23 protein-coding genes, 2 tRNA genes and 1 pseudogene are annotated in these 26,295 nt (G+C 72.6%); 18 read left to right on the top strand and 8 right to left on the bottom strand.

All coding sequences use genetic code 11. The features are described from left to right. Positions 1-19: 19 nt before the first annotated feature. Complete coding sequence (locus ACFYM2_RS19815; protein WP_388837832.1) at positions 20-493, bottom strand: heme-degrading domain-containing protein; 474 nt, start codon at positions 491-493, stop codon at positions 20-22. A 71-nt stretch (positions 494-564) separates the two neighbouring features. Then, positions 565-1,668 (bottom strand): Gfo/Idh/MocA family oxidoreductase, encoded by a 1,104-nt coding sequence (locus ACFYM2_RS19810; RefSeq protein WP_388837657.1) that lies wholly within the window; start codon positions 1,666-1,668, stop codon positions 565-567. Between the two features lie 56 nt (positions 1,669-1,724). Here ACFYM2_RS19810 and ACFYM2_RS19805 point away from each other — a divergent pair, with 56 nt between their 5' ends. The 10 genes and pseudogenes from ACFYM2_RS19805 to ACFYM2_RS19760 all read left to right on the top strand — a co-directional run. Further along, positions 1,725-2,852 carry an ROK family transcriptional regulator gene (locus tag ACFYM2_RS19805; RefSeq protein WP_359007764.1) on the top strand — a complete coding sequence of 376 codons (1,128 nt, stop codon included), beginning with the start codon at positions 1,725-1,727 and terminating at the stop codon, positions 2,850-2,852. Between the two features lie 262 nt (positions 2,853-3,114). Then, positions 3,115-3,906, top strand: a complete 792-nt coding sequence (locus ACFYM2_RS19800; RefSeq protein ID WP_359007761.1) for a hypothetical protein — start codon at positions 3,115-3,117, stop codon at positions 3,904-3,906. A gap of 108 nt (positions 3,907-4,014) precedes the next feature. Further along, the gene (locus ACFYM2_RS19795) at positions 4,015-4,809 is read left to right on the top strand and encodes a GntR family transcriptional regulator (RefSeq protein ID WP_388455538.1); all 795 of its coding nucleotides are present in this window, start codon (positions 4,015-4,017) and stop codon (positions 4,807-4,809) included. Between the two features lie 537 nt (positions 4,810-5,346). Next, the gene (locus ACFYM2_RS19790; protein WP_388837652.1) at positions 5,347-6,477 is read left to right on the top strand and encodes a TIGR03364 family FAD-dependent oxidoreductase; all 1,131 of its coding nucleotides are present in this window, start codon (positions 5,347-5,349) and stop codon (positions 6,475-6,477) included. A 5-nt stretch (positions 6,478-6,482) separates the two neighbouring features. Beyond that, entirely contained in the window at positions 6,483-7,217 is a 735-nt protein-coding gene (locus ACFYM2_RS19785; RefSeq protein ID WP_388837649.1) for a phosphonatase-like hydrolase, read from the top strand. Continuing rightward, positions 7,214-8,293, top strand: a complete 1,080-nt coding sequence (locus ACFYM2_RS19780) for an ABC transporter ATP-binding protein (RefSeq protein ID WP_359007750.1) — start codon at positions 7,214-7,216, stop codon at positions 8,291-8,293. The genes ACFYM2_RS19785 and ACFYM2_RS19780 overlap by 4 nt, the downstream gene beginning before the upstream one ends. Before the next feature lie 145 nt (positions 8,294-8,438). After that, a complete protein-coding gene (locus ACFYM2_RS19775; RefSeq protein ID WP_388837646.1) occupies positions 8,439-9,254 on the top strand; it encodes a 2-aminoethylphosphonate ABC transporter permease subunit in 816 nt (271 codons plus the stop codon). Continuing rightward, a complete protein-coding gene (locus ACFYM2_RS19770) occupies positions 9,241-10,038 on the top strand; it encodes an ABC transporter permease subunit (RefSeq protein ID WP_359007745.1) in 798 nt (265 codons plus the stop codon). Before ACFYM2_RS19775 ends, ACFYM2_RS19770 begins: the two co-directional genes overlap by 14 nt. A 111-nt stretch (positions 10,039-10,149) precedes the next feature. Next, positions 10,150-11,253 carry a 2-aminoethylphosphonate ABC transporter substrate-binding protein gene (locus tag ACFYM2_RS19765; protein ID WP_388455529.1) on the top strand — a complete coding sequence of 368 codons (1,104 nt, stop codon included), beginning with the start codon at positions 10,150-10,152 and terminating at the stop codon, positions 11,251-11,253. Between the two features lie 140 nt (positions 11,254-11,393). Next, a pseudogene (locus ACFYM2_RS19760) lies at positions 11,394-11,602 on the top strand (TIGR01457 family HAD-type hydrolase); the annotation flags it as partial. Between the two features lie 91 nt (positions 11,603-11,693). Here the strand turns inward: ACFYM2_RS19760 and ACFYM2_RS19755 are convergent. Then, the gene (locus ACFYM2_RS19755; RefSeq protein ID WP_359007740.1) at positions 11,694-12,473 is read right to left on the bottom strand and encodes an HAD-IIA family hydrolase; all 780 of its coding nucleotides are present in this window, start codon (positions 12,471-12,473) and stop codon (positions 11,694-11,696) included. Positions 12,474-12,920: 447 nt separating this feature from the next. Between ACFYM2_RS19755 and ACFYM2_RS19750 the strand changes: the two genes are divergently transcribed. The 3 genes from ACFYM2_RS19750 (at position 12,921) to ACFYM2_RS19740 (ending at position 15,575) form a co-directional block, all read left to right on the top strand. Beyond that, positions 12,921-13,505 carry a hypothetical protein gene (locus ACFYM2_RS19750; protein WP_388837643.1) on the top strand — a complete coding sequence of 195 codons (585 nt, stop codon included), beginning with the start codon at positions 12,921-12,923 and terminating at the stop codon, positions 13,503-13,505. A gap of 1 nt (position 13,506) precedes the next feature. Then, positions 13,507-14,190 carry a class F sortase gene (locus tag ACFYM2_RS19745; protein ID WP_388455525.1) on the top strand — a complete coding sequence of 228 codons (684 nt, stop codon included), beginning with the start codon at positions 13,507-13,509 and terminating at the stop codon, positions 14,188-14,190. A 263-nt stretch (positions 14,191-14,453) separates the two neighbouring features. Next, positions 14,454-15,575 carry a glycoside hydrolase family 6 protein gene (locus ACFYM2_RS19740; protein ID WP_388837640.1) on the top strand — a complete coding sequence of 374 codons (1,122 nt, stop codon included), beginning with the start codon at positions 14,454-14,456 and terminating at the stop codon, positions 15,573-15,575. A 62-nt stretch (positions 15,576-15,637) separates the two neighbouring features. Here the strand turns inward: ACFYM2_RS19740 and ACFYM2_RS19735 are convergent. Further along, positions 15,638-15,711: transfer RNA gene (locus ACFYM2_RS19735), tRNA-Lys, on the bottom strand. Between the two features lie 195 nt (positions 15,712-15,906). Between ACFYM2_RS19735 and ACFYM2_RS19730 the strand changes: the two genes are divergently transcribed. From ACFYM2_RS19730 to ACFYM2_RS19710, 5 genes are all read left to right on the top strand, one after another. Continuing rightward, the gene (locus tag ACFYM2_RS19730; RefSeq protein ID WP_388837637.1) at positions 15,907-17,667 is read left to right on the top strand and encodes a peptidoglycan-binding protein; all 1,761 of its coding nucleotides are present in this window, start codon (positions 15,907-15,909) and stop codon (positions 17,665-17,667) included. Between the two features lie 11 nt (positions 17,668-17,678). Continuing rightward, positions 17,679-19,001 (top strand): SPFH domain-containing protein, encoded by a 1,323-nt coding sequence (locus tag ACFYM2_RS19725; protein ID WP_388837634.1) that lies wholly within the window; start codon positions 17,679-17,681, stop codon positions 18,999-19,001. A gap of 192 nt (positions 19,002-19,193) precedes the next feature. Continuing rightward, a complete protein-coding gene (locus ACFYM2_RS19720; protein ID WP_388837631.1) occupies positions 19,194-19,793 on the top strand; it encodes a lytic polysaccharide monooxygenase in 600 nt (199 codons plus the stop codon). Between the two features lie 89 nt (positions 19,794-19,882). Then, positions 19,883-20,533, top strand: a complete 651-nt coding sequence (locus ACFYM2_RS19715) for an HAD family hydrolase (protein WP_388837628.1) — start codon at positions 19,883-19,885, stop codon at positions 20,531-20,533. Positions 20,534-20,730: 197 nt separating this feature from the next. Further along, on the top strand, positions 20,731-21,735 hold the full coding sequence (locus tag ACFYM2_RS19710) for an SGNH/GDSL hydrolase family protein (RefSeq protein WP_388837625.1): 1,005 nt from the start codon (positions 20,731-20,733) through the stop codon (positions 21,733-21,735). A gap of 34 nt (positions 21,736-21,769) precedes the next feature. On the opposite strand, the gene ACFYM2_RS19705 is transcribed toward ACFYM2_RS19710, so the two are convergent. The 4 genes from ACFYM2_RS19705 to ACFYM2_RS19690 form a co-directional block, all read right to left on the bottom strand. Beyond that, positions 21,770-23,311 carry an MFS transporter gene (locus ACFYM2_RS19705; protein WP_388837622.1) on the bottom strand — a complete coding sequence of 514 codons (1,542 nt, stop codon included), beginning with the start codon at positions 23,309-23,311 and terminating at the stop codon, positions 21,770-21,772. Between the two features lie 295 nt (positions 23,312-23,606). Beyond that, a complete protein-coding gene (locus ACFYM2_RS19700; protein ID WP_388837619.1) occupies positions 23,607-24,467 on the bottom strand; it encodes a helix-turn-helix transcriptional regulator in 861 nt (286 codons plus the stop codon). Between the two features lie 126 nt (positions 24,468-24,593). Continuing rightward, positions 24,594-26,021, bottom strand: a complete 1,428-nt coding sequence (locus tag ACFYM2_RS19695) for an MFS transporter (RefSeq protein WP_359007710.1) — start codon at positions 26,019-26,021, stop codon at positions 24,594-24,596. Between the two features lie 166 nt (positions 26,022-26,187). Continuing rightward, positions 26,188-26,261: transfer RNA gene (locus ACFYM2_RS19690), tRNA-Lys, on the bottom strand. Between the last annotated feature and the right edge of the window lie 34 nt (positions 26,262-26,295).

Here is a 26,295-nt window from a genome sequence, read left to right as displayed (position 1 = left end):
ACGCCAGAAGGCCAGGACGCTAGGACCCGTCCCGCCGTGGACGGGTGCCGGCGAGCAGTTCGGCGAGCGCCCTGGCCACCAGCGCGTGATCCTGCGCCTGGGGCAGGCCCGAGACCGTCGCCGTGCCGACGACCCCGACGCCCTCGACCGTCACCGGGTACGAACCCCCGTGCGCGGCATAGGAGTCGGGGTCCAGGCGCGACCCCTCTTCGAACGTCGTGCCCTTGGCCCTGAACCGGGCGCCGACCAGGAAGGACGGCGCCCCGTACCGTTCGGCGACGCGGCGCTTGCGGTCGATCCAGGCGTCGTTGTCGGCGCTCGACCCGGGCAGCGCGCAGCGGAACACCGTACGGGCGCCGTGCCGTACGTCGATCACGACCGGCGCGTTCCGCTCGACGGCGAGCGCGCGCAGGAGCATGCCGAGTTCCCAGGCGTCCTCGTACGTGAACTGCCGCAGCGTCAGGCGCTGTTGCTCGGCTTCGAGAACGGCCACGTCGTCTTCTGGCGCGCCGCTGCCGGCCGCGCCGCCCGCCGGCTCCGGGTGCGTCGTCGTGTCCCGTGCCCTCACAGCGCCACCTCCACCGTCACGCCTTCGCGGGCCGAGCGCCGGGCCGCCTCCAGGACGTCGAGGGCGGCCGCCGCCTCGTGCGCGGTGACCGGCGGTTCGCCGCCCTCGCGCAGGGCCTTGGCGATCGCCGCGTAGTACGCCGGGTAGTCGCCCGGCTCCGTCGGCACGGGGCATCCGCCGCCGGTCAACGAGGAGTCGCCGCTGCCGACCCGGCCCCACAGCGACTCGGGCTCCACCCCCCACGGTTCGTTCGCCGAGGGACGCCTGCCCTCGCGCAGGGCCGCCTCCTGCGGGTCGAGCCCGTACTTCACGTAACCCGCCGACGAGCCCAACACGCGCATGCGCGGGCCGAGTTGGGCTGCGGTCGCGCTGACGTACAGGTGCGAGCGGACGCCGTTCGCGTGCGTGATCGCGATGAAGGTGTCGTCGTCGGCCTGGGCGCCGGGGCGGCGTACGTCGGCCTCCGCGTAGACGCGCAGCGCCGGGCCGAACAGGACGAGCGCCTGGTCGACGACGTGGCTGCCCAGGTCGTACAGGAGCCCACCGATCTCCGCCGGGTCGCCGGACTCGCGCCAGCCGCCCTTGGGCTGCGGCCGCCACCGCTCGAAGCGCGACTCGAAGCGCTGGACCTCGCCGAGTTCGCCGTCCGCCAGCAGCCGCTTCAGGGTCAGGAAGTCGTTGTCCCAGCGGCGGTTCTGGAAGACCGAGAGCAGCAGGCCGCGCTCCTCGGCGAGGGCGGCGAGCTCGCGCGCCTCGGCCGCGGTGCCGGCCAGCGGCTTGTCCACGACGACGGGAAGGCCGGCCTTGAGCGCGCCGGTCGCGATCGGCACGTGCGTCTTGTTGGGCGAGGCGATCACGACGAGGTCGAGCCCCGCGTCGTACAGCTCCTCGGGGCTGCCCGCGAAGCGCAGCCGCTCGCCGTGCTCGGCGCGGGCCTGCGCCTGCCGCTCGGGACTTGAGGTGACGACCGTGTCGAGGACCAGGCCCTCGGTCGCGGCGATCAGCGGGGCGTGGAAGACGGAGCCGGCCAGGCCGTAGCCCACGAGTCCCACGCGGAGCTCGGTGGTCATGGCGTTACCGGCGTTCATGGGGTCCTTCATGCGTCCCACTTAAGCAACGCTGTTGCCAAAGTGCAAGCAACAGGGACAATGGGTCGGTGAACAGGAGCAATACGGGTGTGAATCTTCCGGCGCTGCGCCATCACAACGCCGCGCTCGTCCTGGACCTGCTGCGCGCGGCGGGCGAGCGGGGCATCAGCAGACTGGAACTGGCCGAGCGCACGGGGCTCACCCCCCAGGCGGTCAGCAAGATCACCGGGCGGCTGCGGGACGAGGGCACGGCCACCGAGGCGGGCCGGCGCGCCTCGACCGGGGGCAAGCCGCGCACCGTGCTCAAGCTGGTGCCCTCCGCCGCGCACGCGATCGGGCTCCATCTGGACCGCGACGAGCTGACGGCGGTCCTCGTCGACCTCGCGGGCACCCTGGTCGGCGCCAGGACCGTACCGCTGGACCTCGGCGAGGAGCCGGCCCGGGTGGTGGAGGCGGCCGCCGCCGAGGCCGAGGCGCTGACCGGCGGCCGGCGCGTGCTCGGCGTGGGCGTCGCCATGCCGGGCCCGCTCGACCACGCCGGCGGGATCCTGCACCGCGTCACCGGTTTCCCGCACTGGAACGGCTTCCCGCTGCGCGACGCGCTCGCCGAACGGCTCGGCCAGAAGGTCTTCCTCGACAAGGACACCAATGCGGCCGCCCTCGGTCTGGCCTTGCGCGACCGCACAGGGGACGGCTCCTTCGCCTACCTCCACCTGGGCAGCGGGCTCGGCGCGGGTCTCGTGCTCGGGGGCGCGCTGCACCGGGGGGCCCGTACGGGAGCGGGCGAGTTCGGCCACCAGACGATCCTGCTCGGCGGGCCGGTGTGCGGGTGCGGGGGGCGCGGCTGCATCGAGGCGCTGTGCCTGGCGGCGGTCGCCCGGGGGGACATCGCGGCGGCGGCCCGCTTCCTCGGGGTGGGCGCGGCCAACCTCGTCGGACTGCTCGACATCGACGAGATCCTGCTCGGCGGGCGTACGGTCACCGCCGACCAGGACACGTTCGTGCGCGGTGTGGGCGCGGTCGTAGAGGAACGGGCCCGGCGCGGCGGGGCCCCCGCGGTCCCGGTCCTTGCGGCGGCCGGCGGTCCGCACGCGGTGGCCGAGGGCGCGGCCCAGCTGGTCCTGGTCCCCGTCTTCGGCCGCGCGAGCGTGGTCGGCCCGGGGGCCCGGCGGGAGAGCGCGGCGACGGCGCACTGACAGGAGCGCGGCGACGGCGGACCGATAGGAGCGCGGCGACAGCGGACCGATAGGGCGGTATTGGGCTGATAGGGCGGTCTTACCGGTACGGGTGGCCGCGCCGGGCCGCGTCGCCCGGAAATGCGGCGCGGGCGCGTGGCAGGCTCGCGGACCACGGCCGCGGTCGGCCGAGGAGCCCCGGCTCCGGGCGCGGCCCCGAAGTCCGGGCCCGAACCGGGCCGTGAGCCCGAGCCCCGAACGCCGCGAGCAGCAAAGGCCCCGCATGCGACTGCGTACCGCCCTCGCCACCGCAGTGGCCGCCGCCACGATCGTCCCGCTCGCGGGGGTCGCGGCGGCCGACGACGGCGGACTGCCGCCCGGACGGCACGATGTCGCGCCGCGCAAGCCGGTCGTCGCGACACAGCCCGTCGAGCGGCCGCTCGCCGAGAAGCCGGCGCCGTGCGCCCTGAAGACCGGCTCCGCCTTCCCGCTGGACACGCGGATCCAGGGCGGGCCCGCCGAGTACGTCCCCGGCGGCGAAAGCCAGGAGTGGTCCATCGGCCTCACCAACACCTCGGGCGAGACCTGCGACGGCATCCACCCGGTGCTGGTCCTCGTCGACCGGGACCGCACCCTGGAGAACTCCCAGCCACGGATGGAATTCGACGACCCCGCCACCGGGCGCCGGCACCCGGTGACGTTCGTCAAGACGGATCTGGACGAGCACATCGGCGTCTTCGACGACGGCTTTCCCGGGTTCGTCATCGGCCCGGGCAAAACCGTCACGGTGCGGGTGCGGCTCGGCTTCGCCGACGACACCGTGCCGGGGCCCGTCACGGCGAACGCGGCGATCGTGCAGCGCCGGGGGAGCGACGGCCAGTGGGTGGGGGAGTCCGGCGACTACCACTTCGACATCGTGGCCGAGGACGATCTGCTGGGCGCACTCGACGCCGAGCTCGCCGCGACCGGCCGGGGCAGCGCGCTCACCGGGCTCGCGCTCACCGCGGCGGTGCTGCTCGTCGTGGGGGCGGCGCTCATGAGCGGGGCGCGGAGGCTGCGCGGGCGGCGCGACTGAGGTTGCGTGGGTCCTGGCCGGAGTGGGGCGACTGAGGTCGCGCCGGCAAGGACCCCGGCCCGGGCTCCCGGCCCCGGGCGTTCACCTGCCCGTGCGAGCATCGACCCCGTGGCACACCAGAACGACTCCCTGTCCGGCTACCCCGAGAACCAGGCACCCGGCGCCCCCGTCCGCTCCGGCATCCCCGAGCACGGGCGCATCCCCAAGTACTACCTCGTCAAGGCCCAAGTGTCCCTGCTCATCGACGAGTTGGGCGAGGGTGGGCTGCTGCCGGCCGAGCGTGATCTGGCCCTGCGCTACGAGGTCGCCCGCGAGACGGTGCGGCTGGCGCTGCGCGAGCTGGTCCTGGAGGGGAGGCTGCGGCGCCAGGGGCGGGGCACGGTGGTGGCGGGGCCCAAGCTGGCGCAGCCCCTGTCGCTGGCCAGCTACACCGAGGGCGTACGCCGTCAGGGGCGCAAACCCGGGCGGCACCTCATCACGCTCGAACGCTTCCCCTGTCCGCCCGCGCTCGCCGACGAGACCGGGCTGCGGCGGGGGGAGCCGGTGTGGCACATGGAGCGGGTGCTGCTCGCGGACGACGAGCGGGTGGGGCTGGAGAGTACGTATGCCGCCGTGGCCCGCATGCCGGATCTGGAGGCGGAGTTCGCGCCGGACTCCTCCTTCTACGCCTATCTGCGCGACCGGCTCGGCGTGACCCTCGGCGATGTCGACGAACGCATCGAGACGGTGCTGGCCACGCCTCGGGAGGCGCTGCTCATCGGTACGCCGCCGGCGTTGCCGATGCTGCTGATTCACCGGGTTTCGCGGGATGCGCGGGGGTTGCCGTTGGAGCGGGTGCGGACGCTGTACCGGGGGGACCGGTTCTCCTTCACCACGCACCTGGACGCGAGCGTGCGCGCCTGAACGCGTCGTGCGGGCCGCGTTCGAGTGTGTGGTGCGGGTTGGTGGCGGCTGGCCGCGCAGTTCCCCGCGCCCCTGGGCATCCGGTGCTGGCCCGCACCGGCATCCTCGGGCCTGCGCGGGGGCCTTGCCCGCAGACCGTGCGTGGCCGGTCGCGCAGTTCCCCGCGCCCCTGGCAGGGCTGGTGCTGGCCCACACCGGCATCCTCGGCCGGCCCGGTGTTTGCCCCCGGCGGGGTCCGTGCTGGCCCGCAGCGGCATCCTCAGCCCGTCCGGCGATTGAGGACGAGCGCGTTCAGCGCGAATGGGGTCTGGGGCGGAGCCCCAGAGGTCCCGGCTGCGGGCCGTGGGCGCTCCTCGCGCAGTTCCCCGCGCCCCTGGCCAGGGGCGGCGTCGGCCCGCGCGGTCGTGGTTGGGCTGCCCCACGCGCGGCGCAAGGTCACGGAAGCGTAACGGGTCTAGGCCAAGTTTGGGGGGCCGTTCACCGGGGGGTTGCCGGGGGGACCGGGGTGGGACACCCGGGCGCAGGAGCGTGGGCCGCGTGAGAGTCATCGTCGTAGGAGCCGGCGTGGTGGGAACCACACACGCCTGGCACGCAGTGGAACGCGGCCACGAGGTCGTACACATCGAGCGCGAGAGCGAGGCCCGCGGCGCCTCGCTGCGCAACTTCGGCCAGATCTGGGTCAGCGGCCGCGCGGGCGGTGAGGAACTGGCCACCGCCCTGCGCGCCCGCGAACTGTGGGAGGAGATCGGCCAACGCGTCCCCGGCCTGGGCTTTCGCGCCAACGGCTCGCTGACCCCCCTGCGTACCGACCTGGAGGTGGCCGTGGCCGAGGCCGCGGCGGCCCGCGACGACGCCGCCGAACGCGGCTACCGGCTCGTCACCGCCGACCGGGCCCGCGCCCTCAACCCCGCCCTGCGCGGCGACTTCAGGGCCGCCCTGTGGTGCGCAAGGGATGCCGCGGTGGAGCCCCGTACCGCGCAACTCGCCCTGAAACAAGCTCTGTTGGCGTCCGGGCGCTACACCTACCTGGGCGGCAGGGAGGTCCGCGAGGTCCTTGACGGCCCGGGCGGTCACGCCGTCCGCGACGACCACGGTGAGCGGCACACCGGCGACGCCGTGATCCTGTGCACCGGCGCCTGGCTCGGCGGACTCGTGCGCGAACTCGTCCCCGACCTGCCCGTGCGCCGCGTACGCCTCCAGATGATGCAGACCGCGCCGCTCGGCGAGCCGCTGACCACCTCCGTCGCCGACGCCGACAGCTTCCGCTACTACCCCGCGTACGCGGGCGAGGCACTGGACGCGCTGAACGCGGGCCAGGCGCAGGAGCCGGCCGCCGCCGCGCACCGGATGCAGCTCCTCATGGTGCAGCGCGCGGACGGCGGACTGACCATCGGTGACACCCACGAGTACGAGCACCCCTTCGCCTTCGACGTGACCGAGGAGCCCTACGACCACCTCACCCGGGTCGTGGAGTCCTTCCTCGGGCGGCCCCTGCCCGCGATCCGGCGCCGCTGGGCCGGGGTCTACGCCCAGTGCGTGGACACCACCCGCGTCGTGCACCGCCAGCGCGTGTCGGACGGGGTGTGGCTGGTGACCGGGCCCGGCGGACGCGGCATGACCTGCTCACCCGCCATCGCCGAACAGACCGCCAACGAGCTGCACTGGTAAGGGAGTTGACCACCGTGACTACGACCAGCGTGACCACAGCCACCGCGACCGCCTACAACCTGGTCGTGCTCGACATGGCGGGCACCACCGTCGCCGACGGCGGACTCGTCGAGCGGGCCTTCGCGAGCGCGGCGGACCGCCTCGGCGTCGAGCCCGGTTCCGCCGAGCACGCCACCATGCTCGACCACGTCCGCGCCACCATGGGCGAGTCCAAGATCTCCGTCTTCCGCCACCTGTTCGGCGACGAGGACAAGGCGCGGCTCGCCAACACCGCCTTCGAGGGGGCCTACGCGAGCCTCGTCGACGCCGGGCACATCGCCCCCGTCCCCGGCGCCCGCGAGGCCGTCGAGCGGCTGAAGTCCGAGGGTCGCACCGTGGTCCTGTCCACCGGCTTCGCCCGCGTCACCCAGGACGCGATCCTCGCGGCGCTCGGCTGGCAGGACCTCGTCCCGCTCACGCTGTGCCCCGCCGACGCGGGCGGCCGCGGCCGCCCCTACCCCGACCTGGTGCTCAGCGCGTTCCTGCGGACCCGCGCCGTCGACTCGGTGCGCGCCGTCGCGGTGGCGGGCGACACCTCCTACGACATGCTCAGCGGCGTACGGGCGGGCGCGGGCATCGTCGCGGGCGTGCTGACCGGCGCCCACGACCGGGCGGCGCTCACCGAGGCGGGCGCGGGCCATGTGCTCGCCTCGGTTACCGAACTCCCCGACCTCATAGCCGAGTTGGAGGCCGCGAGGTGAGCGGCGCGGCCCCGCCCGGCGCGCCCGGCAGCGGTATCCGCTTCGACGGCGTCACCGTGGCCTACGACGGCAACGTCGTCCTCGACTCGCTCCAGCTCAGCGTCGAGCCAGGCGAGGTCATGGCCCTGCTCGGCCCCTCCGGCTCCGGCAAGACGACCGCGCTGCGCGCCGTCGCCGGGTTCGTCCGGCCCGCCGCGGGCCGGGTGTTCATCGGCGAACGCGACGTGACCCATCTGCCGCCCCACCGGCGCGGCATCGGCATGGTCGTCCAGCAGTACGCGCTCTTCCCGCACCTGCGCGTCCAGGACAACGTCGCCTTCGGGCTGCGGGCGCGCAAGGTGCCCAAGGCGCAGATCGCCGTCAGGGTCGCCGAAGCCCTCGCCATGACCGGCATGGAGAGCTACGCCAAACGCCATCCGCGCGAGCTCTCCGGCGGCCAGCAGCAGCGCGTGGCCATCGCCCGCGCGCTCGCCATCCGCCCCGGCGTCCTCCTCCTGGACGAGCCGCTGTCCGCGCTCGACGCCCAGCTGCGCTCGGGCATGCTGGCCGAACTGGCGCGCCTGCACCGGGAGTTGCCGGACGTCACGATCCTGTACGTCACCCACGACCAGATCGAGGCGCTGACCCTCGCCGACCGCATCGCGGTCATGGACCGCGCCCGCCTCCAGGACTGCGGAACCCCGCAGGACCTCTACCGCAGGCCCCGTACGCGGTTCACGGCGTCGTTCGTCGGCAACGCCAACCTCCTGCCCGTGCGGGTGGGTTCGGGCTCGGTCCTCTTCGGCAGCACGGAGCTCTCGGTCGCGACCCACGAGGTGGTCCGGGGCGCGCAGGCCACCCTGTGCGTGCGGCCGCACCTGGTCGGGCTCGGCGCAGGACCCAACGCGCTGCGCGGCAGGGTCGCGGAGGTGCAGTGGCGGGGGGCCACGCACCGGCTGTACGTGGATGTGGACGGCCACCGCGTGAAGGCGGACGTCCGCGAGCTGCGGACCACCCCGGCCCTCGGCGACGAGGTCACCCTGCACTTCGCCCGCGAGGACGCGGTGCTGCTCGGCGCGGAGGTGAGCGGTGGATAGGAGCGCGGTGCTCAAGAGCGGCCCGGCGCCGGGGACCGCGCCGAACGGTTCCGCCCGGCGCGGTGACAACGCGCGGGAGCGACGGGAGCGGCGGGAGCGACGGGAGCGGCGGGAGCAACGGGAGCAAGGAGGGCGCGGCCGTCAAGTGCCCGCGTTCGTATGGGCGTTGCCGCCCGTCCTGGTCCTTGCCGCCGTCTTCCTCTACCCGCTGGCCCTCGTCGTCCGGCAGTCCCTCTCCCCGGACACCGGGGGAACCTCGTTCGCGCCGTACGCCGACGTGTTCGCATCGGCCGCGTTCCGGGACGCGCTGGGGACCACGGTGTGGCTGGCGGCCGGGGCCACCGCCGGGTGCCTCGTGCTGGGGTTCGTGCTGGCGCTGGTCATCGCGTTCGTGCCGTTTCCCGGCGGGAAGGCCGTCGCCCGGTTCATCGACGTCTTCCTCTCCTTCCCGTCCTTCCTGATCACGCTGGCCCTGCTGTTCGTCTACGGCTCGGTCGGCATGGCCAACGGCCTGTGGAGCGACGTCACCGGCGCGGGCACCGGGCCCTTCCAGTTCCTGACCACCCCCTGGGGCGTGCTGCTCGCGGAGATCACGTACTTCACGCCGTTCGTGATGCGCCCGCTGCTCGCCGCGTTCTCCCAACTCGACACCGCGCAGCTGGAAGTGGCGTCCTCGCTGGGCGCGCGGCCCGCCAGGATCGTGCGGCAGGTGATCCTGCCCGAGGCGCTGCCCGCGCTCGCGGCCGGGGGCGCGCTGGTCCTGGTGATGTGCCTCAACGAGTTCGGCATCGTCCTGTTCACCGGCGCCAAGGGCGTCACCACGCTGCCGATGCTCGTCTACAGCAAGGCGATCCTGGAGTCCGACTACCCGGCCGCCTGTGTCGTCGCCGTCGTCAACGTCGTCATTTCCGTGGGTCTTTACGGCCTCTACCGGGTGGTGAGCCGTCGTGTTGGTGCATAGCCGGGCCGCGCGCCGGGCCACCTGGGCGCTCTTCTTCGTGCTGTTCCTGCCGGTCTTCGCGCTGCCCCTGCTGGTCATCGTGGCCGCCTCGTTCGCGACCGGCTGGTCCGGCGCCTTCCCGTCCGGCCTCACCGCGTCGCACTACGGCGCGGCCACCACCGGCGACTCTCTCCAAGCGCTCACCACGAGCCTGGTCACCGCGCTCGCGGCGAGCGTCCTCGCGCTCACCGTGGGCTCCTGGGCGGCGCTCGCGGCGGCCGGCCTGAAGAAGGGCGGGCGGCGGTTCATGGACGCGTTGTTCGTGCTGCCGGTCGCCGTGCCGTCGGTGGTCGTGGGCCTCGCGGTCCTCGTCGCGTACTCCAGGCCGCCGGTGCTCCTGAACGGGACGCGCTGGATCGTGATCCTGGCGCACACCGTTCTGGTCATGGCCTTCGCCCACCAGTCGGTCGCCGCCGCCATCCGGCGCCTCGACCCGATGTACGAACAGGCCGCCGCCAGCCTCGGCGCCCGGCCGCTCGTGGTGCTGTGGCGGGTCAGACTGCCCCTGCTGCTGCCGTCCCTGACGGCGGCCGCCGGGCTCTGCTTCGCGCTGTCCATGGGCGAGTTGAGCGCCACGATGATGCTCTACCCGCCGGACTGGACCCCGCTGCCGGTGCAGATCTTCGCGGCCACCGACCGGGGCTCGCTGTTCACCGGGGCCGCCGTCGCCGTGGTCCTGATGGGCACGACGCTGCTCGTCCTGCTCGCCGTCTCCCGCATCCGTACCCGCGCCTCCTTCCGCTGACCCGCGCCCCGGGTCCCGCCACCCGCGTCCGTGCCCGCCTTCGTACCCCGCACCCGGTGCGGCGCCCCGCCGAACCCTGTTGATCCGAAAACCTCAGGAGCCCCGAACGCCATGCGCACCAACCCCCGCGTGTCCGCCCGAGCCACCGCCCGCACCACGGTCAAGCCGGTCGCCGCCGTCACCGGCGCCCTCGTCCTCGCCGCCACCCTCTCCGCCTGCGACGCCACCTCCTCCGCCGACGACGCGAACGCGAAGACCGTCACCGTCTACAGCGCCGACGGCCTCAAGGGCGAGAAGGGCGACGGCTGGTACGACCGGGTCTTCAAGGACTTCGAGGCGAAGACCGGCATCAAGGTCAAGTACGTCGAGGGCGGCTCCGGCGAGATGGTGCAGCGCGCGGTCCGCGAGAAGTCCAACACCCAGGCCGACGTGCTGGTGACGCTGCCGCCCTTCATCCAGCAGGCCGAGGACAAGGGCCTGCTGCAAAGGTACGAGCCCGCCGGCGCCGACAAGGTCGACGGCGGCGCCAAGTCGCCCGACGGCACGTGGACCTCCATCGTCAACAACTACTTCGGGTTCATCTACAACAAGAAGGAGCTCAAGGAGGCCCCCAGGAACTGGGAGGACCTGCTCGACGCGCGCTACAAGAACAAGATCCAGTACTCCACGCCGGGGGTCGCGGGCGACGGCACCGCCCTCGTCATCAAGGCCATGCACGACTTCGGCGGCAAGGAGGCCGCGATGGAGTACCTGCGCAAGCTCCAGGCCAACAACGTCGGCCCGTCCGCCTCCACCGGGAAGCTCGCGCCCAAGGTGGACAAGGGCGAACTGCTGGCCGCCAACGGCGATGTGCAGATGAACTACGCCCAGTCCAAGACCATGCCCAACCTCGGCATCTGGTTCCCGGGCACATCGAGCGGCACCAAGCCGTCGTCCTTCGTGCTGCCCTACGCCGCCGGTCTGCTCGGCGGCGCCCCGCACAGCGCCAACGGCAAGAAGCTCCTGGACTACCTGCTGAGCGAGCCGGCGCAGCGCCAGGTCAGCGAGATCGGCGGCGGCTTCGCGGCCCGCACCGACATCAAGGCCACCGACGCCAACGCGGTCGCGCTCGCCGGACTGACGCGGGGGATCGACATCTTCCAGCCCGACTGGATGGACATCGCGAAGAACCTGCCGAAGTACATCGACGCGTGGAAGAGCGCCACCGGAAACTGACCGGGGCGATCGGCAGGACCGTGCTCCTCGGTACCTGACTGGGCAAAGGGCGTCGGCAACGCACAGTGCGGTGCGCCGGCGCCCCCAGCTGATCGCTCATCAGCGCGTAAAGACCGCGCGGAACGCAGGAGTCCGCACCCATGGCAGAGCGCAAGCCGATCGAATCCTGGCTCACCGGCATGGACGGTGTCCTCATCCACGAGGGCACCCCCATCCCCGGTGCGGACGCCTTCCTCAGGACGCTCTAGGACTCGGGCCGCCCATTCCTCGTCCTCACCGACAACTCGATTTCCTCGATGACCAGCGCCCCGGCGGCACCGCCTACGCCATCGGCGAGGCTGGCCTGACCCTGACCTGCGGAAACGTCACGTCCAGGGTGTGTGAAGAGCTCTCTCCGGCCGCCTGAGCAAGTCAGCCGCAGCGGCCAGAGCGTCCACCCGTCAGACGAGGTCGACCAGGTCCGCGATCGAGTCCTTCACGTGCGTCGGCCGGAACGGGTACTGCCCCATGTCGTCCGGCCGGGTCAGCCCCGTCAGGACCAGGAACGTCTGCATGCCCGCCTCAAGGCCGGCCAGCACGTCCGTGTCCATCCGGTCGCCGATCATGGCGCTCGTCTCGGAATGCGCTCCGATGGTGTTGAGCGCGGTCCGCATCATCAGCGGGTTTGGCTTGCCGATGAAATAGGGCTTCTTGCCGGTAGCCGCAGTGATAAGCGCTGCGACGGCCCCCGTGGCGGGAAGCGCTCCCTCAGCAGACGGGCCTGTCTCGTCAGGGTTCGTGGCAATGAACCGAGCGCCATCGTTGATGAGCCGCACTGCCTTGGTCATAGCCTCGAACGAATAGGTTCGAGTCTCGCCCAGGATCACAAAATCAGGCTCAGTATCCGTAAGGACATAGCCCACCTCGTGCAGTGCTGTCGTCAGGCCGGCCTCACCGATGACATAGGCGGAGCCGCCAGGGTGCTGGTCGTCGAGGAACTTCGCGGTGGCCAGAGCGGAGGTCCAGATGTTCTCCGCAGGCACGTCCAGACCAATGCGGTTCAGCCGGGCGTGCAGGTCCCGCGCCGTATAGATCGAATTGTTGGTCAGGACCAGGAAGGGCCTGTCGGAGTCACGCAGCTTCTTGATGAAGGCATCCGCCCCCGGCACAGGAGTGCCTTCGTGCATCAGCACCCCATCCATATCGGTGAGCCACGATTCGATGGGCTTACGCTCTGCCATGTGCCGGTCTCCTGTACAGAAGGGGTCGCTGGGTGCCGGGACGACGCTGTGCCGCGACGCCCACAGCGTAGCCAGGGCGAGGGCGATCGATTCATGCACCGCGGCTCGCAGGGGCGGCCCCGCCCGGCACCTGGCTGTCACGCGGTGCGCCGGGCAGTTCCGTCAGCGACGCCGGCGAGCGGCGTCGAGTAGCCGCGCCGGGTCGATACCGAGGGCATCAAGAAGTTCGAGACAGCCGGCCCACGAGCGGGCGTGACCCGCTGCCCGCATAGTTGCTCGGTCCCTCTCCTCAACAGACGCGTCACCCGCGGTGGGCAGGCTGTCCTCGATGAACCTCAGTGGGCTTGCCCGCGAAGTAGGGTCGTGCGCCCGTCCGGCGCAGTCCTGCCGCCCCCCGGGATGCGAAAGGGCGCGCCGCGCGTGACGCTCGGTGGCAGGAGGTTCACGATGCGCATCCGTCCCACGACACTCTGCGCGGCCGTGGCGGCCGCCACCCTGACCGTGCTGCCCGCGTCCCCCGCGGTGGCCGAGTCCGAGCCGCACGGATCGGTGCGGGTGACCCCGAGCACCACGGCCCCCGGCGGGGAGGTGGACCTCAGGGTCAGCGTGTGCGGCGGCCGCGAGGCGGTCGGCTCCTCGGACGCCTTCGTCTCGGAGGCCCGCTTCACGCCCGCCGACGGCGGCCTCGTCGCCCAGGCCCGCATCCGTTCGGACGCCCAGGACCGTGACTACGACGTCTGGGTCACCTGCAAGGACAGCCACGGCAAGGCGAGCGGACGGTTCACCGTGGTGCACGGCGACCGCCGCGACCACGATCACGACCGCGACCACGACCATGACCGCGACCACGGCCGTCCCACTCCCGACCACCCCGTGCACGCGGGCGGAGGCGGCGCGGCGACGCTCGCCTCCGAGGAGGCCAAGGAGCAGGGCCCCGGCACCCGGCACGCGGTGATCGGGCTCGCGCTCGCGGCGGTGGCGGCGGTCGCCGTGGCCTCGCGCAGCGTCCGCCGTCGGCGCGGCGGCGGCTGACATGTCCTCGGCGCGGGGCAGCGGGCGGCTCGTCACCGGACTTGCCTGGGCGGTGCTGCTGCTCGGACTGTGGCTGTGGGGCCGGGACGTCTCCGACGGCACCGGCAGCACGTCGGCGCCCACCACCGGCGACATAGCCGCCGTGGGCCGGCCGCTCGGCGTGGCGCTGCCGCCCGCCCACGACCCGCTCAGGGGAGCGGCGCCCCGGCGGGTGGAGATCCCCTCCATAGGCATCGCCGCGCCGGTCATACCGCGCGGCCTCGACGCGGACGGCGCGGTGGACCCGCCGCCCTACGCACAGCCCGGCACGGTGGGCTGGTTCGACAGCGGGGCCCGGCCAGGTGAGGCCGGAACGGCCCTGCTCGTCGGGCACGTGGACACCCAGAGCAAACCGGCCGTGTTCTACGGCCTCAGCGCGGCCCGCCCCGGCCAGCGCGTGAAGGTGACCGGCGCCGACGGCACGGTCGCCGAGTTCACCATCGACGACGTGCAGGTCTTCCCGCGCAAGCACTTCGACGCCGCGAAGGTGTACGGGCCCCGCAGGCGCGGCCGCGCCGAGCTGCGCCTGATCACCTGCGGCGGGACCTACGACCGCGAGACGAAGGCGTACACCGCCAACGTGGTCGTCTCCGCCTACCTCACCGGCGCCCAGGATTCGGCCCCCTCACCCCAGGACAAGCCCTGATCGCGCGGCGCGGCCCGGCGGGCGGCCGAGCGGCGCGCACCTGGCCCGGCCGACGGCCCGCTCCCCCCGTGACCGAAGGCCGGGCCGGTCCTCGACCGCCGGTGCGCGGGCCGCGGGAGAAGCCCCGCACTGCCACGGGAGGTTCAGTGGGGCCAGGGACTCATGAGACGGCCGGCGCGGAGGCCGGCCCCACCACTGTAGAGCCGCCCCGCGTCCCGGGCCTAGGGCCAGATAACGCCAACTACCCTTGCGAGGTAGGCGAGTTGGGCGATCGGACGAGCGGCCCCTGGGGTCACGGAGCACCGTCCGGGCGCGGGCGTGGGCGGCGCGCGGACCGCACGGCCGAGGGGCGCCGCGCGGGCGCACTCGGAACGGCGCCCGGGGTGAGGTTCGCGGTACCGGCCGTCGTGACGGCGCTGCTCCTCGCGGGGTGCGGGGGATCCGGCGGGGGCGGGGGCACGGGAGAGCGTCGGGTGACGCCGTCCCCCGCCGCCCAACTGCCCTCCTCGGCCGGGCCGTTCTGGGTGGACCCGGACTCCAAGGCCGCGCGCCAGCTCGCCGCGTACACCCGGGCGGGCGATCACCACAAGGCCGCGCTCGTGCGGAGGATCGCCGAGCAGCCGATGGGCGAGTGGATCGGCGGCACGGACCCCGAGGCGGTGGTCCGCGGGTACACCGAGAGCGCCGCCAGGGCCGGGCGGACCGCGCTGCTCGTCCTGTACAACATCCCGCACCGCGACTGCGGCCAGTTCTCCCGTGGCGGCGCGGCCGACGGCGACGCCTACCGGGCCTGGGTCGAGCAGGTGGCCCGGGGCATCGGGCAGCGCCGCGCGATGATCGTCCTGGAACCGGACGCGCTCCTGCACGTCGTGGACGGCTGCGCCTCCCAGGAGCTGCGCGAGGAGCGGTACGCGCTGCTCAAGGGCGCCGTCGACCGGCTCAAGCGGCTGCCCGCGACGAAGGTGTACGTGGATGCGGGCAACGCGGGATGGCGCTCGGCGGACGCCCTTGACGAGCCGCTGCGGCGCGCGGGCATCGCGGGCGCGGACGGGTTCGCGGTCAACGTGTCCAACTTCCAGACGACGCGGGCGAGCCGGGAGTTCGGGGAGCGCCTTTCGGCGAAGGTCGGCGGCAAGCACTTCGTGATCGACACCAGCCGCAACGGCAACGGCCCCTACACCGAGGGCGACCCGGAGGAGCGCTGGTGCAACCCTCCCGGCCGGGCGCTGGGCGAGCGCCCGACGACCGCCACGGGCGGCGGGCCGGTCGACGCGTATGTCTGGGTGAAGCGCCCGGGCGAGTCCGACGGGCCCTGCAAGGGCGGTCCCCCCGCCGGCACCTGGTGGCCGGAATACGCCCTGTCCCTCGCGGGCAACACGCGCTGAACGCGCCGCCACCACAACGACCGAGGCCCCCTCGCGCTGGGCGAGGGGGCCTCGGTGGTGCGTGCGCCGCCAGGGACTCGAACCCCGGACCCGCTGATTAAGAGTCAGCTGCTCTAACCAACTGAGCTAGCGGCGCCTGCTGACACGGAAAACTTTACCGGACTCCTGAGGGTGGTTTTGACCAGCGCCACGCTGTCAGATGTTCGTTTAATCGGCACTAATCGGTCAAAATGTGACGCACTTGGGCAGTGTTGAACGCTGCCCCCGCGTGTCCCCGCGCGGAAACGATCGCCGAAGTCCGTGAGAGCGGAACGAACGGGAAGGGCAGCGGATGGAAGCCAGTACACCCGGGCCGGTGTTCGAGGACTACGAGCCCCCGGGGGACTGCGGCTGCCCCGGCTGCGCTGACGGGCGGCGCAGGCAGCTGCTTCCGGTACGCGACGGCGGCCACCCGGCGGCGCACGGCGGCGCCCGCCGCGCGCTGGTGGCGGCCACCGCGGCCTCGATGGTGCTCGGCACGGCCACGGCCGCCGCGGCCGCGCCCCTGCCCGGACCCGAGGGACCCGGCGCGAACAGGGCCGCCGATCCCGGGCCGCCCACCCAGCAGGGCGCCACCAGCGGACTGCACGGCGCGCCCGGCCACGGCGCGAACTCCGACAAGCCGCGCCCCACCACCCGGGCCGAGATCATCGACCGGGCCAAGGTGTGGGTGGCCGCGGCGGTGCCGTACGACATGGAGGCGTACTGGACGGACGGGTACCGCCAGGACTGCTCGGGCTATGTCTCGATGGCGTGGGACCTCGGCACCAACGAGTGGACGGGGAGCCTGGCGAAGTTCGGGGTGCGGGTGACCCGCGACGAGCTCCAGCCCGGCGACATCCTGCTCTTCCACAACCCCGCCGACCCCACCAAGGGCTCCCACGTCGTGATCTTCGGCGGCTGGACCGACCAGACGCACACCTATTACACGGCCTACGAACAGACCCCGCCGAACACCCGGTCCCAGACCACCCCGTACGCGTACTGGAAGAACTCCAGCAGATACGTGCCCTACCGCTACAAGGGGATCAAGGTGAGCGCCCCCGCGACGCCGGTCGTCACCCCCACCACACCGGCCGTCCCCGCCAAGCCGACGACAACCACGCCCACGGCGCCCACTACGCCGACTTCGCCGCCTACCTCGACTACGCCGCCTGCCTCGACTACGCCCGCAGCGCCTACTACGCCCACGGCACCCACCGCGCCTGCCACGCCCACCACTCCCGCTGCCCCCGCCACCCCCACCAGTCCCGCTGCCCCCGCCACGCCCACCGCACCCAGCGCCACCCCCGCCACCCCCGCTGCCCCCGCCAAACTCAGCGCCGAGCCGCCCGCCGCCCCCACGCAGCCCGTCGCTCCCGCCGCCACGCCTCCCACGAGCGCCGCCCCCACTGCCCCGACCACCCCCGGCGTCGCCGCCAAGCCCGCCGCCACCGCCACGCCGGCCGGCACCGGCGTCAAGAAGGAGAGCGGCGCGGGCGGTGCGGTCTTCCCCGGGGCGGACAAGTTCGGGCCGGGCGCCGACAACCCGCACGTCACCCGGCTCGGCCGGATGCTGGTACGGCGCGGCGGCAAACGCTTCTACGGCGAGGGACCCGGGCCGCGCTGGGGGATCGCCGACCGGAACGCGACCCGCGCGTTCCAGGAGGCACAGGGCTGGAGCGGTGCCGACGCCGACGGCATCCCCGGGGCGGCCACCTGGTCGCTGCTGGTGCGCGGAACCGGCCGGAACATCCCCGCCGACCAGGGCGGGCGCCCCGCACTCGACGCCGCGGACGCCGCGCAGACGGCGCGGCCCGCCTCCTGGACGCAGGCCCCCACCTACCCGGGCCCCGGCCTCTTCCGTCCCGGGCAGAGCAGCCCGTACGTCACCCAGCTCGGCCGGCAGCTCGTGCGCAAGGGCTTCGGCGCGCACTACACCGACGGCCCCGGACCGCGCTGGGGCGAGGCGGACCGGCGCAACGTCGAGGCGTTCCAGCGCGCACAGGGCTGGCGCGGCGCGGAGGCCGACGGCTATCCCGGCCCCGAGACGTGGCGGCGGCTCTTCGCATGATGGAGGGACAGATGAACACACAGACCCCAACCCAGACCCCGACCAAGACTTTGGCCCAGACCCCGACGCAGGGCCCGGCCCAGACCCCGGCCCAGACTCCGGCCCCCGCACCCGCCCCCGAGGACGTCGGCCCCTCCCGAAGCCAGGCTCCCGCGACCGCGCCGGACACCGGCACCGCCCCCGCCACCGGCACCGCGCACGCGACCGGCCCCGCGCCGGACACCGGGCGCAGGGTGGCCGTGATCCGTGGCGAGCACACCGCCGAGATCCCGGTCCATCTGCTGTTCCGCGACGACACCGCGCCCGTCCCTCCCGTCCCCGCCGCCGATCCGCCCGCCCCGCGCACCGCCCCGCGCACCGCCGCGCGACCGCCCCAGCAGGCGGGCGCGCGCCCGGCGGTGGCCGCGCCGGCCAGGCCCGCGACCCCGGTCGATCCGCGCATCTCGGAACGGCCGGGCCCGGTGATGGCCGGTGCCACGGCGGTGGCGGCCGGGCTCCTCGCGCTCCTGGGGTGCGGCGCGGTGATCTGGTGGGCGGGCGTCCTGCCGCGTTCCCTCACCGCGCTGCTGCGCCTTCCGGCGTACCCGTACCACGGGATCACGCTGGGGCAGTGGGGGCTGATCACGCTCGCGGTGAGCGCTGCGGTCCTCGCTTTCGGCGGCCTCGTACGGGGCCAGGTCGGCTACGCCTGGGTGCTCACGCTCTTCGGTGACTACCGGGGCACCGTACGGCGTACGGGTCTGACATGGATGAGCCCGCTGCTGCTGCGGCGCCGGGTCGATCTGCGGCTGCGGCACTGGCGCAGCGCGCCGATGGGCGCCGTCGACGCCCGGGGGACCGCGCTCCAGGTGGTGGTGCTCGTGGTGTGGCGGATCAGGGACACCGCGCGGGCCACCCTCGCCGTCGCCGACCACGAGCGGTATCTGCGGGAGCAGGTGGAGGCGGCGATGGCCCGGGTGCTCTCGCAGCTGCCCGCCGACGCCTTCCACGAGGACGCGCCGACGCTGCGTGACGCCGAGGCGGTCGGCGACGCGCTGACCCGCATGCTGAAGGCGGAGGCGGAGCCGGTGGGCATCGAGGTGTACTCGGCGCAGCCGACCCGGATCGAGTACGCGCCGGAGGTGGCGGCGGCGATGCGGCGCCGGCGGGTCGCGGCCATCGACGCCCAGCACCGCGACTCGGTGCTGACGTCGGTCGTGGACGCGGTGGACGACACCGTGCAGCGGCTGACCTCGCGAGGGCTCGTGGAGCTCGACGCCTATGAGCGCAAGGCGCTCGTGAAGGACCTGACCGTCGCGTTCTACACAGGACGGGGGACGGGGGAGGGGGCCTGAGGGAGCCCCGAGGGAGACCGAGGGAGCTCCGAGGGAGCCCCGGGGGAAACCCCAGCGGATTGGCCTGGACCCACCCCTGGACACGCTCAACCGCCGTACCTACCCTGGTAGTTGGTCTAGACCGGAACATGACATACCGCACGCGTGCAGCTCCACTCAAGGAACTCCCCCACGTTCTCCAGGAGTGTCAGCATGCGAAAGAAGCAGCGGCTCGGTGCCGCCGTGGTGGGGCTCGCCGTCGCCGGCGCGTCCCTGCTCGCGACCGGAAGCGCGAGCAGCCACGGCTACACCGACCAGCCCATCAGCCGGCAGAAGCTGTGCGCCAACGGCACGGTCGAGAACTGCGGTGACATCCAGTGGGAGCCGCAGTCCGTCGAGGGCCCCAAGGGCTTCCCGGCGGCCGGACCCGCGGACGGCACGATCTGCGCGGGCGGCAACAGCAGGTTCGCCGCACTCGACGACCCGCGCGGCGGCACTGGCTGGCCCACGACACAACTGACGGCCGGTCAGACCTACACGTTCCGCTGGCAGTTCACCGCCCGCCACGCGACGACCGACTTCCGCTACTACCTCACCAAGCAGGGCTGGGACCCGACCCAGCGGCTCACCCGGGCCGCGCTCGACACCCAGCCCTTCCTCACCGTGCCCTACGGCGGCAAGCAGCCACCGGCCACGGTCTCCCACCAGGGGGCCATCCCCACCGGCCGGACCGGGCATCAGCTGATCGTCGCCGTGTGGACGATCGCGGACACGGGCAACGCCTTCTACGCCTGCTCGGACGTACGGTTCTGACGCTACGTCAACAACGGTGCGGCGCGCGGCGCTCGGCCTTCAGCGAATCTCAGCGCCATGACCGGCCGAGCCGGGCCTATGCTGCGCGAATGATCAAGCCGATAGAACTCGTCATATTCGACTGCGACGGCGTGCTCGTCGACAGTGAACGCATCGCCGTGCGCATCCAAATCGCGCTGGGAGCGGAGCTCGGCTGGCCGCTGACGCAGGCAGACGTCGTCGACCGGTTCATCGGGCGCTCACGGGAATCCATCTGCGAACAGATCGCCCAGCGCCTGGGGGAGGAGACCGCAGCCCTCTGGTGGAAGCAGCTGATCCAGCGCCACCGGGAGGCGGTGGACGCAGGGCTCGAGGCCGTGGACGGGGTGCCCGAGGCGCTGGCCGAGATCACCCTGCCGGTCTGCGTCGCCTCCAGCGGCTCCCACGAGAAGATGCGCCACACGCTCGGCGTCACCGGACTCCACGACCGGTTCGCGGGCCGCGTCTTCAGCTCCACCGAGGTCGCCCGGGGCAAGCCGGCCCCCGACCTCTTCCTGCACGCGGCACGGCGGATGGGCGTCGACCCCGCGGCCTGCGTCGTGGTCGAGGACAGCCGCCCCGGCGTCCAGGCCGCCCGCGCCGCCGGGATGCGCGCCTTCGGCTACGCGGGCGGATTCACCCCGGCCGAACGACTCGAAGGCCCCGGCACCATCGTCTTCCACGACATGCGCGAACTCCCCGGCCTCATCAAGGGGCAGTAGATTCGCCGGCCCTGCCTCACACAGCAGGGCATGCGCGCGGCACGTACGGGAATCGCGTCAACTCGGCGCCTCCTGGCCCCCGGAGGGTCGCGGGAAGGGGCGGGGCGGGGCGAAACCCCCGGCCCCTTTTCCCGCTCCCGGGTGAATTCCCGGCCAGCGTCCCCCCTCGGGGCAGGGCGCAATGGGTGGATGGGGCCGTGAAGCCCCGTTTCCTTCTTGTCTCCCTCGCCCTCGCCGCCGCCTCCGCCCTCCTCGGCGTCCCGGCCGCCCCGGCTCTGGCCGCCGCGCCCAGCGCACCCACCGGGATGCCGGCCGTCGGGCCGCCCGGCCCGGGCCCGGCCGGACCCGGTACAGCCGTCCCCGCCACTCGCGGCGCCCCCCGCTTCCATGAATACGTCGCCCTCGGTGACTCCTGGTCCGCCGACGTCACCGTGCTCGGGATCGACGCCACCTACGCCCCGGCCGGCTGCGCCCAGAGCACCTGGAACTACCCCAAGCAGGTCGCCCGCCGGCTCGGCGTCGCCGTGTTCCGGGACGCGACCTGCGGCGGCGCGACCACCGCCGAGATGACCGCGCCGCAGGACGTCGGCCGTTTCCCGCTGCTCGCCGAGGGCGTGAACCCGGCCCAGTTCGACCGGCTCACCCCCACCACCGACCTCGTCACCGTGGGCATCGGCGGCAACGACATCGGGCTCGCCGCCGCCGTCGTCGGGTGCGTCGACCCGGTGCCCGCCCCGCTGGCCGGCCCGTGCCGTGCCCGTTACACCCGCGCCGACGGCACGGACGTCATGTCCCACCGGATCGCCGACACCGAGTCCCGGATCACCGACGTCCTCGCGGGCATCAGGCGGCGTTCGCCCCACGCCACGATCCTGGTCGTGGACTATCTGGCCGGCGTCGCGACCGACCACGGCTGCTACCCCCTGGTGCCCATCCACGACGAGGACCTGGCGTGGTTCGGCGCCCGGCTCAAGGAGTTGAACGGGATGCTCGCCCGCGCCGCCGCCCAGAGCGGTGCCTCCTTCGTCGACACCTACCGGGGCAGCCGTGGACACGACGTCTGCGAGCCCGTCGGCACCCGGTGGGTGGAGGGCCTGGTGCCGCTCTCCACCAACCCGCCCGGGCTGGCCGTCCCGTTCCACCCCAACCGCTCCGGAGCCGACCACCAGGCCGCAACTGTTCTGGAGAAACTGGGCAGTTGAGGCTCGGCTTGTCGTGTTCTCGTACGGAATCGGCTCAGGCGGCCGGTTGCGCGACCGGGCCCGGCGCCGCCACACCCGCGTCCGCCGCCCGCGCCGGGCCCCGCAGCAGTCCCACCGCCAGCACCGCCGCGATGGCCAGGACCAGCGTCGCGCCGGCCGCCGCGTACCGCATGCCGTGCACGAAGGCGTCCCGGGCGAGGTCCGCCAGGGCGTGGTCGGCGCCGCCCACCGCCGCGCCCAGGGTCCGCCGGGCGGCGGCCGGCGCCGATGCCGGCATGTCCGAGCGGTAGACCGCGGTGCCGATCGAGCCGAGCACCGCCATCCCGAGCGCGCCGCCGAACTCCTGCCCGGTCTCCAGGAGCGACGCGGCCGAGCCCGCCTTCGCGACCGGGGCCGAGGCCAGCGCCATGTCGGAGACCAGCGCCATCACCGTGACGATGCCGCTCCCGATGACCGCGGTCCCGGCCAGCACGAGCCACAGCGAGTCCGTGCCGGTCAGGGCGAGCAGGACGTACCCGGCCGCGGCGACCGCGAAGCCCGTGGCGATGACGTAGGCCCGGTTGACCTTGCGCGAGGCGGCGGACGCGGCGGGGGCGGCGCCGCCGATGGCGAGCGAAGGGGCGACGCTCCACAGCGCGGCCCGCATCGTGCTCATGTCGAGCACCGACTGGAGGTACTGGGTGGTGAAGTACGCCGAGCCCATCAGCCCGAACGCGGCGATCGTGTTGAGCGAGATCGCGGCGCCGAACCCCCGCCCCGGGCGAAACAGTTGACGGCTGATCAGCGCCGAGCTCCGGGTGAGCTGACGGCGTACGAAGACCGCGCCCAGCACCAGCCCCGCCGCGACACAGGCCGCGTACGACCAGGCGAAGCCGTCGGCCGCGTACTCCTTGAGCCCGTACACCACCGGCAGCACCGCGCCCATCGAGAGCGGCACGCTCAGCACGTCGAACTTCCCCGGCGCCGGGTCCTTGGACTCCGGTACCAGCACCGGCGCAAGCACCAGGAGCAGCGCCATCGCCGGCACGTTGATCAGGAAGACCGAGCCCCACCACACGTGCTCCAGCATGATCCCGCTGAGCACCGAGCCGAGCGCGATCCCGCCCGTCATGGCCGCCGACCAGATGCCGATCGCCTGCCCGCGCTGCCTGTCGTCGCGGAACATGGTGCGCACCAGGCCCATCGTCGAGGGCATCAGGGTGGCCCCGCCGACGCCGAGCAGCGCGCGAGCGGCGATAAGCAGGTCGGCGCTGGTGGCGTACGCGGCGGTCACCGAGGCGACGCCGAAGGCGGCGGCCCCGAACAGGAGCAGCCTGCGGCGCCCGATCCGGTCGCCGAGCGAGCCCATCGTGATCAGCAGCCCGGCGAGCGCGAAGGCGTAGACATCGATGATCCACAGCTGCTGGGTGGCGGTGGGGTCGAGTTCGCGGCTGATGGAGGGGAGCGCGAAGTACAGGACGGAGACGTCCATAGAGACGAGGAGGAGGGGCAGCAGAAGGACCGTGAACGCGACCCATTCCTTGCGCCCGGCGCGCAGCGCGCTGGCGCTGGTGCTGGTGCTCTTCGAGTTCGGCATGGCAGCAATGTACGAGCGTCTTAAACGTCTGTCTAGTACGAACGTTTAAGACGATCGTATGAATCTTCCGAAGCCGGTGGCTCCCTGGTGCGGGCCGGACCCTGAAGAAGCCGGCCAGTCGCGAGGACATCGTCGTCGCGACCGGCGACCGGCGACCGGCGACCGGCGACCGGCGACCGGCGAGCGCGAAGCGCGGCGTCGAGGAGTGGTCCGGGAGTCCGGCTACGGGACGCGCGCTGACGGCGAGACGGTGCCCGCGCTGTCTCCCGGGCCGGGCGGGCGGGCCATTCGTGCGTCACCGGGTGTGGACGGCATCCAGATCGACGGTGAGCAGGTTCAGGGCGTTCTCGTTCGGGGAGCCCTTTTCCGCGTGGTAGAACTTCAGGATATTGCCGTCCTGGAGCTCCGCGGACTGGTACATCAATTCCAGCTCGCCGACCACGGGATGGTCGAACACCTTGGTGCCCTCGGTGCAGTTCGCGACCCGCTGGCGGCCCCAGAGCTTCGCGAACTCCGCGCTCTGGATGGTGAGTTCACCGATCAGCTCCGCCAGTCGCGGATCGTGGCGGTGATTGGCCGCGATGAACCGCAGATAGGTGACATTGGCGAGGGACTCCGTGGCCCAGTCGACGTACAGATCGCGCACGTTCTCGTCGAGGAAGTTGAGCTTGACGATATTGGGCCGGAAATCCTCCGACTCGGGCGCCGAGAAGTCCAGGTGCGGGGCGAAGAGCCGGTGGTACATCGGGTTCCAGGAGAGAATGTCGCACCGGTAGTTGAGCACCGCGACGGCGACATTTCCGAGCGAGGCGACCAACATCCGCGTATAGGGGCTGACCTGGTCAAGCTTGGGGGCCGGCACGGGCCGCTCCGACTTCGGTGTGCCGATTTTGAGCAGATACTCCTCCTCGTCCGGGCTCAGCTCCAGGGCGCGGGAGATGGAGAGCAGGATCGAGGGTGACGCGTGGGCGGTCTGTGCCTGTTCGAGGCGGGTGTAGTAGGTCTGACTCACGCCGGCGAGCGCGGCGACCTCCTCGCGCCGCAGCCCCGGCACTCGCCGCGAGCCCCGGCTCACCAGGCCGATCTCCTCGGGCCGGATACGCTCGCGCATCTGCCGCAGATAGCTTCCGAGATCCGTGTTCACGTATTCGTCCACCCCTTCAGTATCACCGTGGTGATGGGACCCGGCAACAATGGATTGGCGCTGTGGCCAACCGAGTTGAAGCGCGCCGGGAATCGACGCCCCGGTCCGCCGCGTGTTCCGATCCGTTGTCGGTTTCGCTCAGTGCTGTGCCGTCGTCGCCCTGCCGCGCAGCACCAGCCACAGGAGTACGCCGCCGAGGATCAGGGTGATGGAGTCCACGGCGAGGGCCACGTGAATACCGGAAAGCTGCTTCGCCGCCCCTGCGTCATTGTCCCCGACGACCGCGGTGAACACCGCGCTCAGCAGCGGAATGCCGATCGCGATGCCGACCTGCTGGCTCTGTGTGGCCATTCCGGTCGCCATCCCCTGTTGTTCGGTGCCGACGGCCGACGTGGAAATCACCATGAAGGACAGCATCGCCAGCATCGAGAAGACGGCGTTCACGAACTGGGTGGCGACCAGCGGAAGCAGCCAGTGGGATGCGGCCGGCATCCAGATTCCGGGCAGCATGAACGCTCCCTGGCCCGCCAGTGCGATACCGAGGAGGGCGCGTGGCGACGTCTTCGCGAGGACCCGGGGTCCGATCGTGCCGCCGAGGATCTGGCCGACGCCGATACCGAGCAGAACGAGACCGGCGGCGAGCGACGAGTAGCCCAGCACATTCTGTACGTACATGCCGGTGAAAAAGATCAGCGCGGTTTCGCCGCCGAAGATGAAGAGCGCGGCGAGGTTTCCGAAGGCAAGGTCGGGCTTACGCAGGACGCGGACCGGAACCAGTGCGTCCGCGGTGCGGTTCTCGACCCTCCAGAACGCGAGCAGAAGGGCCGCCGCCACGACGACACAGGCGGCGGAGATGGCGTCGGTTCCGGATTCGGCAGCGCGCGTGATGCCGTAGATCAGGGTGAAGAGGCCCGCGGTGATGAGCAGTGCGCCAGGGGCGTCGAGCTTGCTCTTGCGCTCGGCCTTGCTTTCGGCGACGACGACCGGCACCACGACGATGGCGGCGACGGCGACGGGAATGTTGATGAAGAAGGCCCAGCGCCAGGAGAGCGTGTCCGTGAGGATTCCGCCGAGGATCGATCCGACGGTGAACCCGGAGCTCATCAGGACGCCGTTGAGACCCAGCGCCCTGGTGCGCAGTTCCGGCTCGGTGAAGGCGGTGGTGAGCATCGCGAGGGCGGCCGGGGTGACCGCCGCCGTGGCCAGGCCCTGGAGGGCGCGCGCCACCAGGAGGAGCGAGGCGGCGGTGGCGATGCCGCCGATCACCGAGGCGACGGCAAGCAGCGCCATACCGGCGATGAAGACGCGCCGTCGTCCCAGCTGGTCACCGACCCGGCCGCACACCAGGGTGCAGCCGGCCGCGCAGAGCGCGAACACCGTGGTGATCCACTGGAGATTGCCGGCCGTGAAGCCCAGGTCCACGCCGACGCGGGGGAGCGCGACATTGAGTACGGAGAAATCGGCGGCCATCATGAACTGCGACGCGAGGAGCACCAGGAGTACGGCGACCTGCCGCCCGGTCATCCGCACCGACTGCTTGGGTACCGCCGCTGTGATCGTTGACATGCCTCCAGGCTGGTGGGGGCGGGAAAGGTCAGCCAGATCCCAGTCGTGGACAGCCTCGGCGAGGGTAGTCCTGCCAGTGACACCTTCGCGGCCGCCGGTCCGGGCCCGGAACACGCCCCCGGACACGAAGAAGCCCCCCGCTCGCGCGAGGGGCTTCTTCTGTCGGTGCGCCGCCAGGGACTCGAACCCCGGACCCGCTGATTAAGAGTCAGCTGCTCTAACCAACTGAGCTAGCGGCGCCTGCTGACAGAGAAAATACTACCTGGTCCCCGGG

The organism is Streptomyces sp. NPDC006711 (assembly GCF_042869775.1).
Lineage (GTDB): Bacteria > Actinomycetota > Actinomycetes > Streptomycetales > Streptomycetaceae > Streptomyces.
Note: the sequence above shows the minus strand (reverse complement) of the source record. Positions and strands in the feature narration are given on the sequence as shown.

Coding starts and splice junctions, on each gene's coding strand:
- ACFYM2_RS19810 (WP_388837657.1), bottom strand. CDS start 1,668: ATGAAGGACCCCATGAACGCCGGTAACGCCATGACCACCGAGCTCCGC.
- ACFYM2_RS19800 (WP_359007761.1), top strand. CDS start 3,115: ATGCGACTGCGTACCGCCCTCGCCACCGCAGTGGCCGCCGCCACGATC.
- ACFYM2_RS19765 (WP_388455529.1), top strand. CDS start 10,150: ATGCGCACCAACCCCCGCGTGTCCGCCCGAGCCACCGCCCGCACCACG.
- ACFYM2_RS19755 (WP_359007740.1), bottom strand. CDS start 12,473: ATGGCAGAGCGTAAGCCCATCGAATCGTGGCTCACCGATATGGATGGG.
- ACFYM2_RS19750 (WP_388837643.1), top strand. CDS start 12,921: ATGCGCATCCGTCCCACGACACTCTGCGCGGCCGTGGCGGCCGCCACC.
- ACFYM2_RS19745 (WP_388455525.1), top strand. CDS start 13,507: ATGTCCTCGGCGCGGGGCAGCGGGCGGCTCGTCACCGGACTTGCCTGG.
- ACFYM2_RS19730 (WP_388837637.1), top strand. CDS start 15,907: ATGGAAGCCAGTACACCCGGGCCGGTGTTCGAGGACTACGAGCCCCCG.
- ACFYM2_RS19725 (WP_388837634.1), top strand. CDS start 17,679: ATGAACACACAGACCCCAACCCAGACCCCGACCAAGACTTTGGCCCAG.
- ACFYM2_RS19720 (WP_388837631.1), top strand. CDS start 19,194: ATGCGAAAGAAGCAGCGGCTCGGTGCCGCCGTGGTGGGGCTCGCCGTC.
- ACFYM2_RS19715 (WP_388837628.1), top strand. CDS start 19,883: ATGATCAAGCCGATAGAACTCGTCATATTCGACTGCGACGGCGTGCTC.
- ACFYM2_RS19705 (WP_388837622.1), bottom strand. CDS start 23,311: ATGCCGAACTCGAAGAGCACCAGCACCAGCGCCAGCGCGCTGCGCGCC.
- ACFYM2_RS19695 (WP_359007710.1), bottom strand. CDS start 26,021: ATGTCAACGATCACAGCGGCGGTACCCAAGCAGTCGGTGCGGATGACC.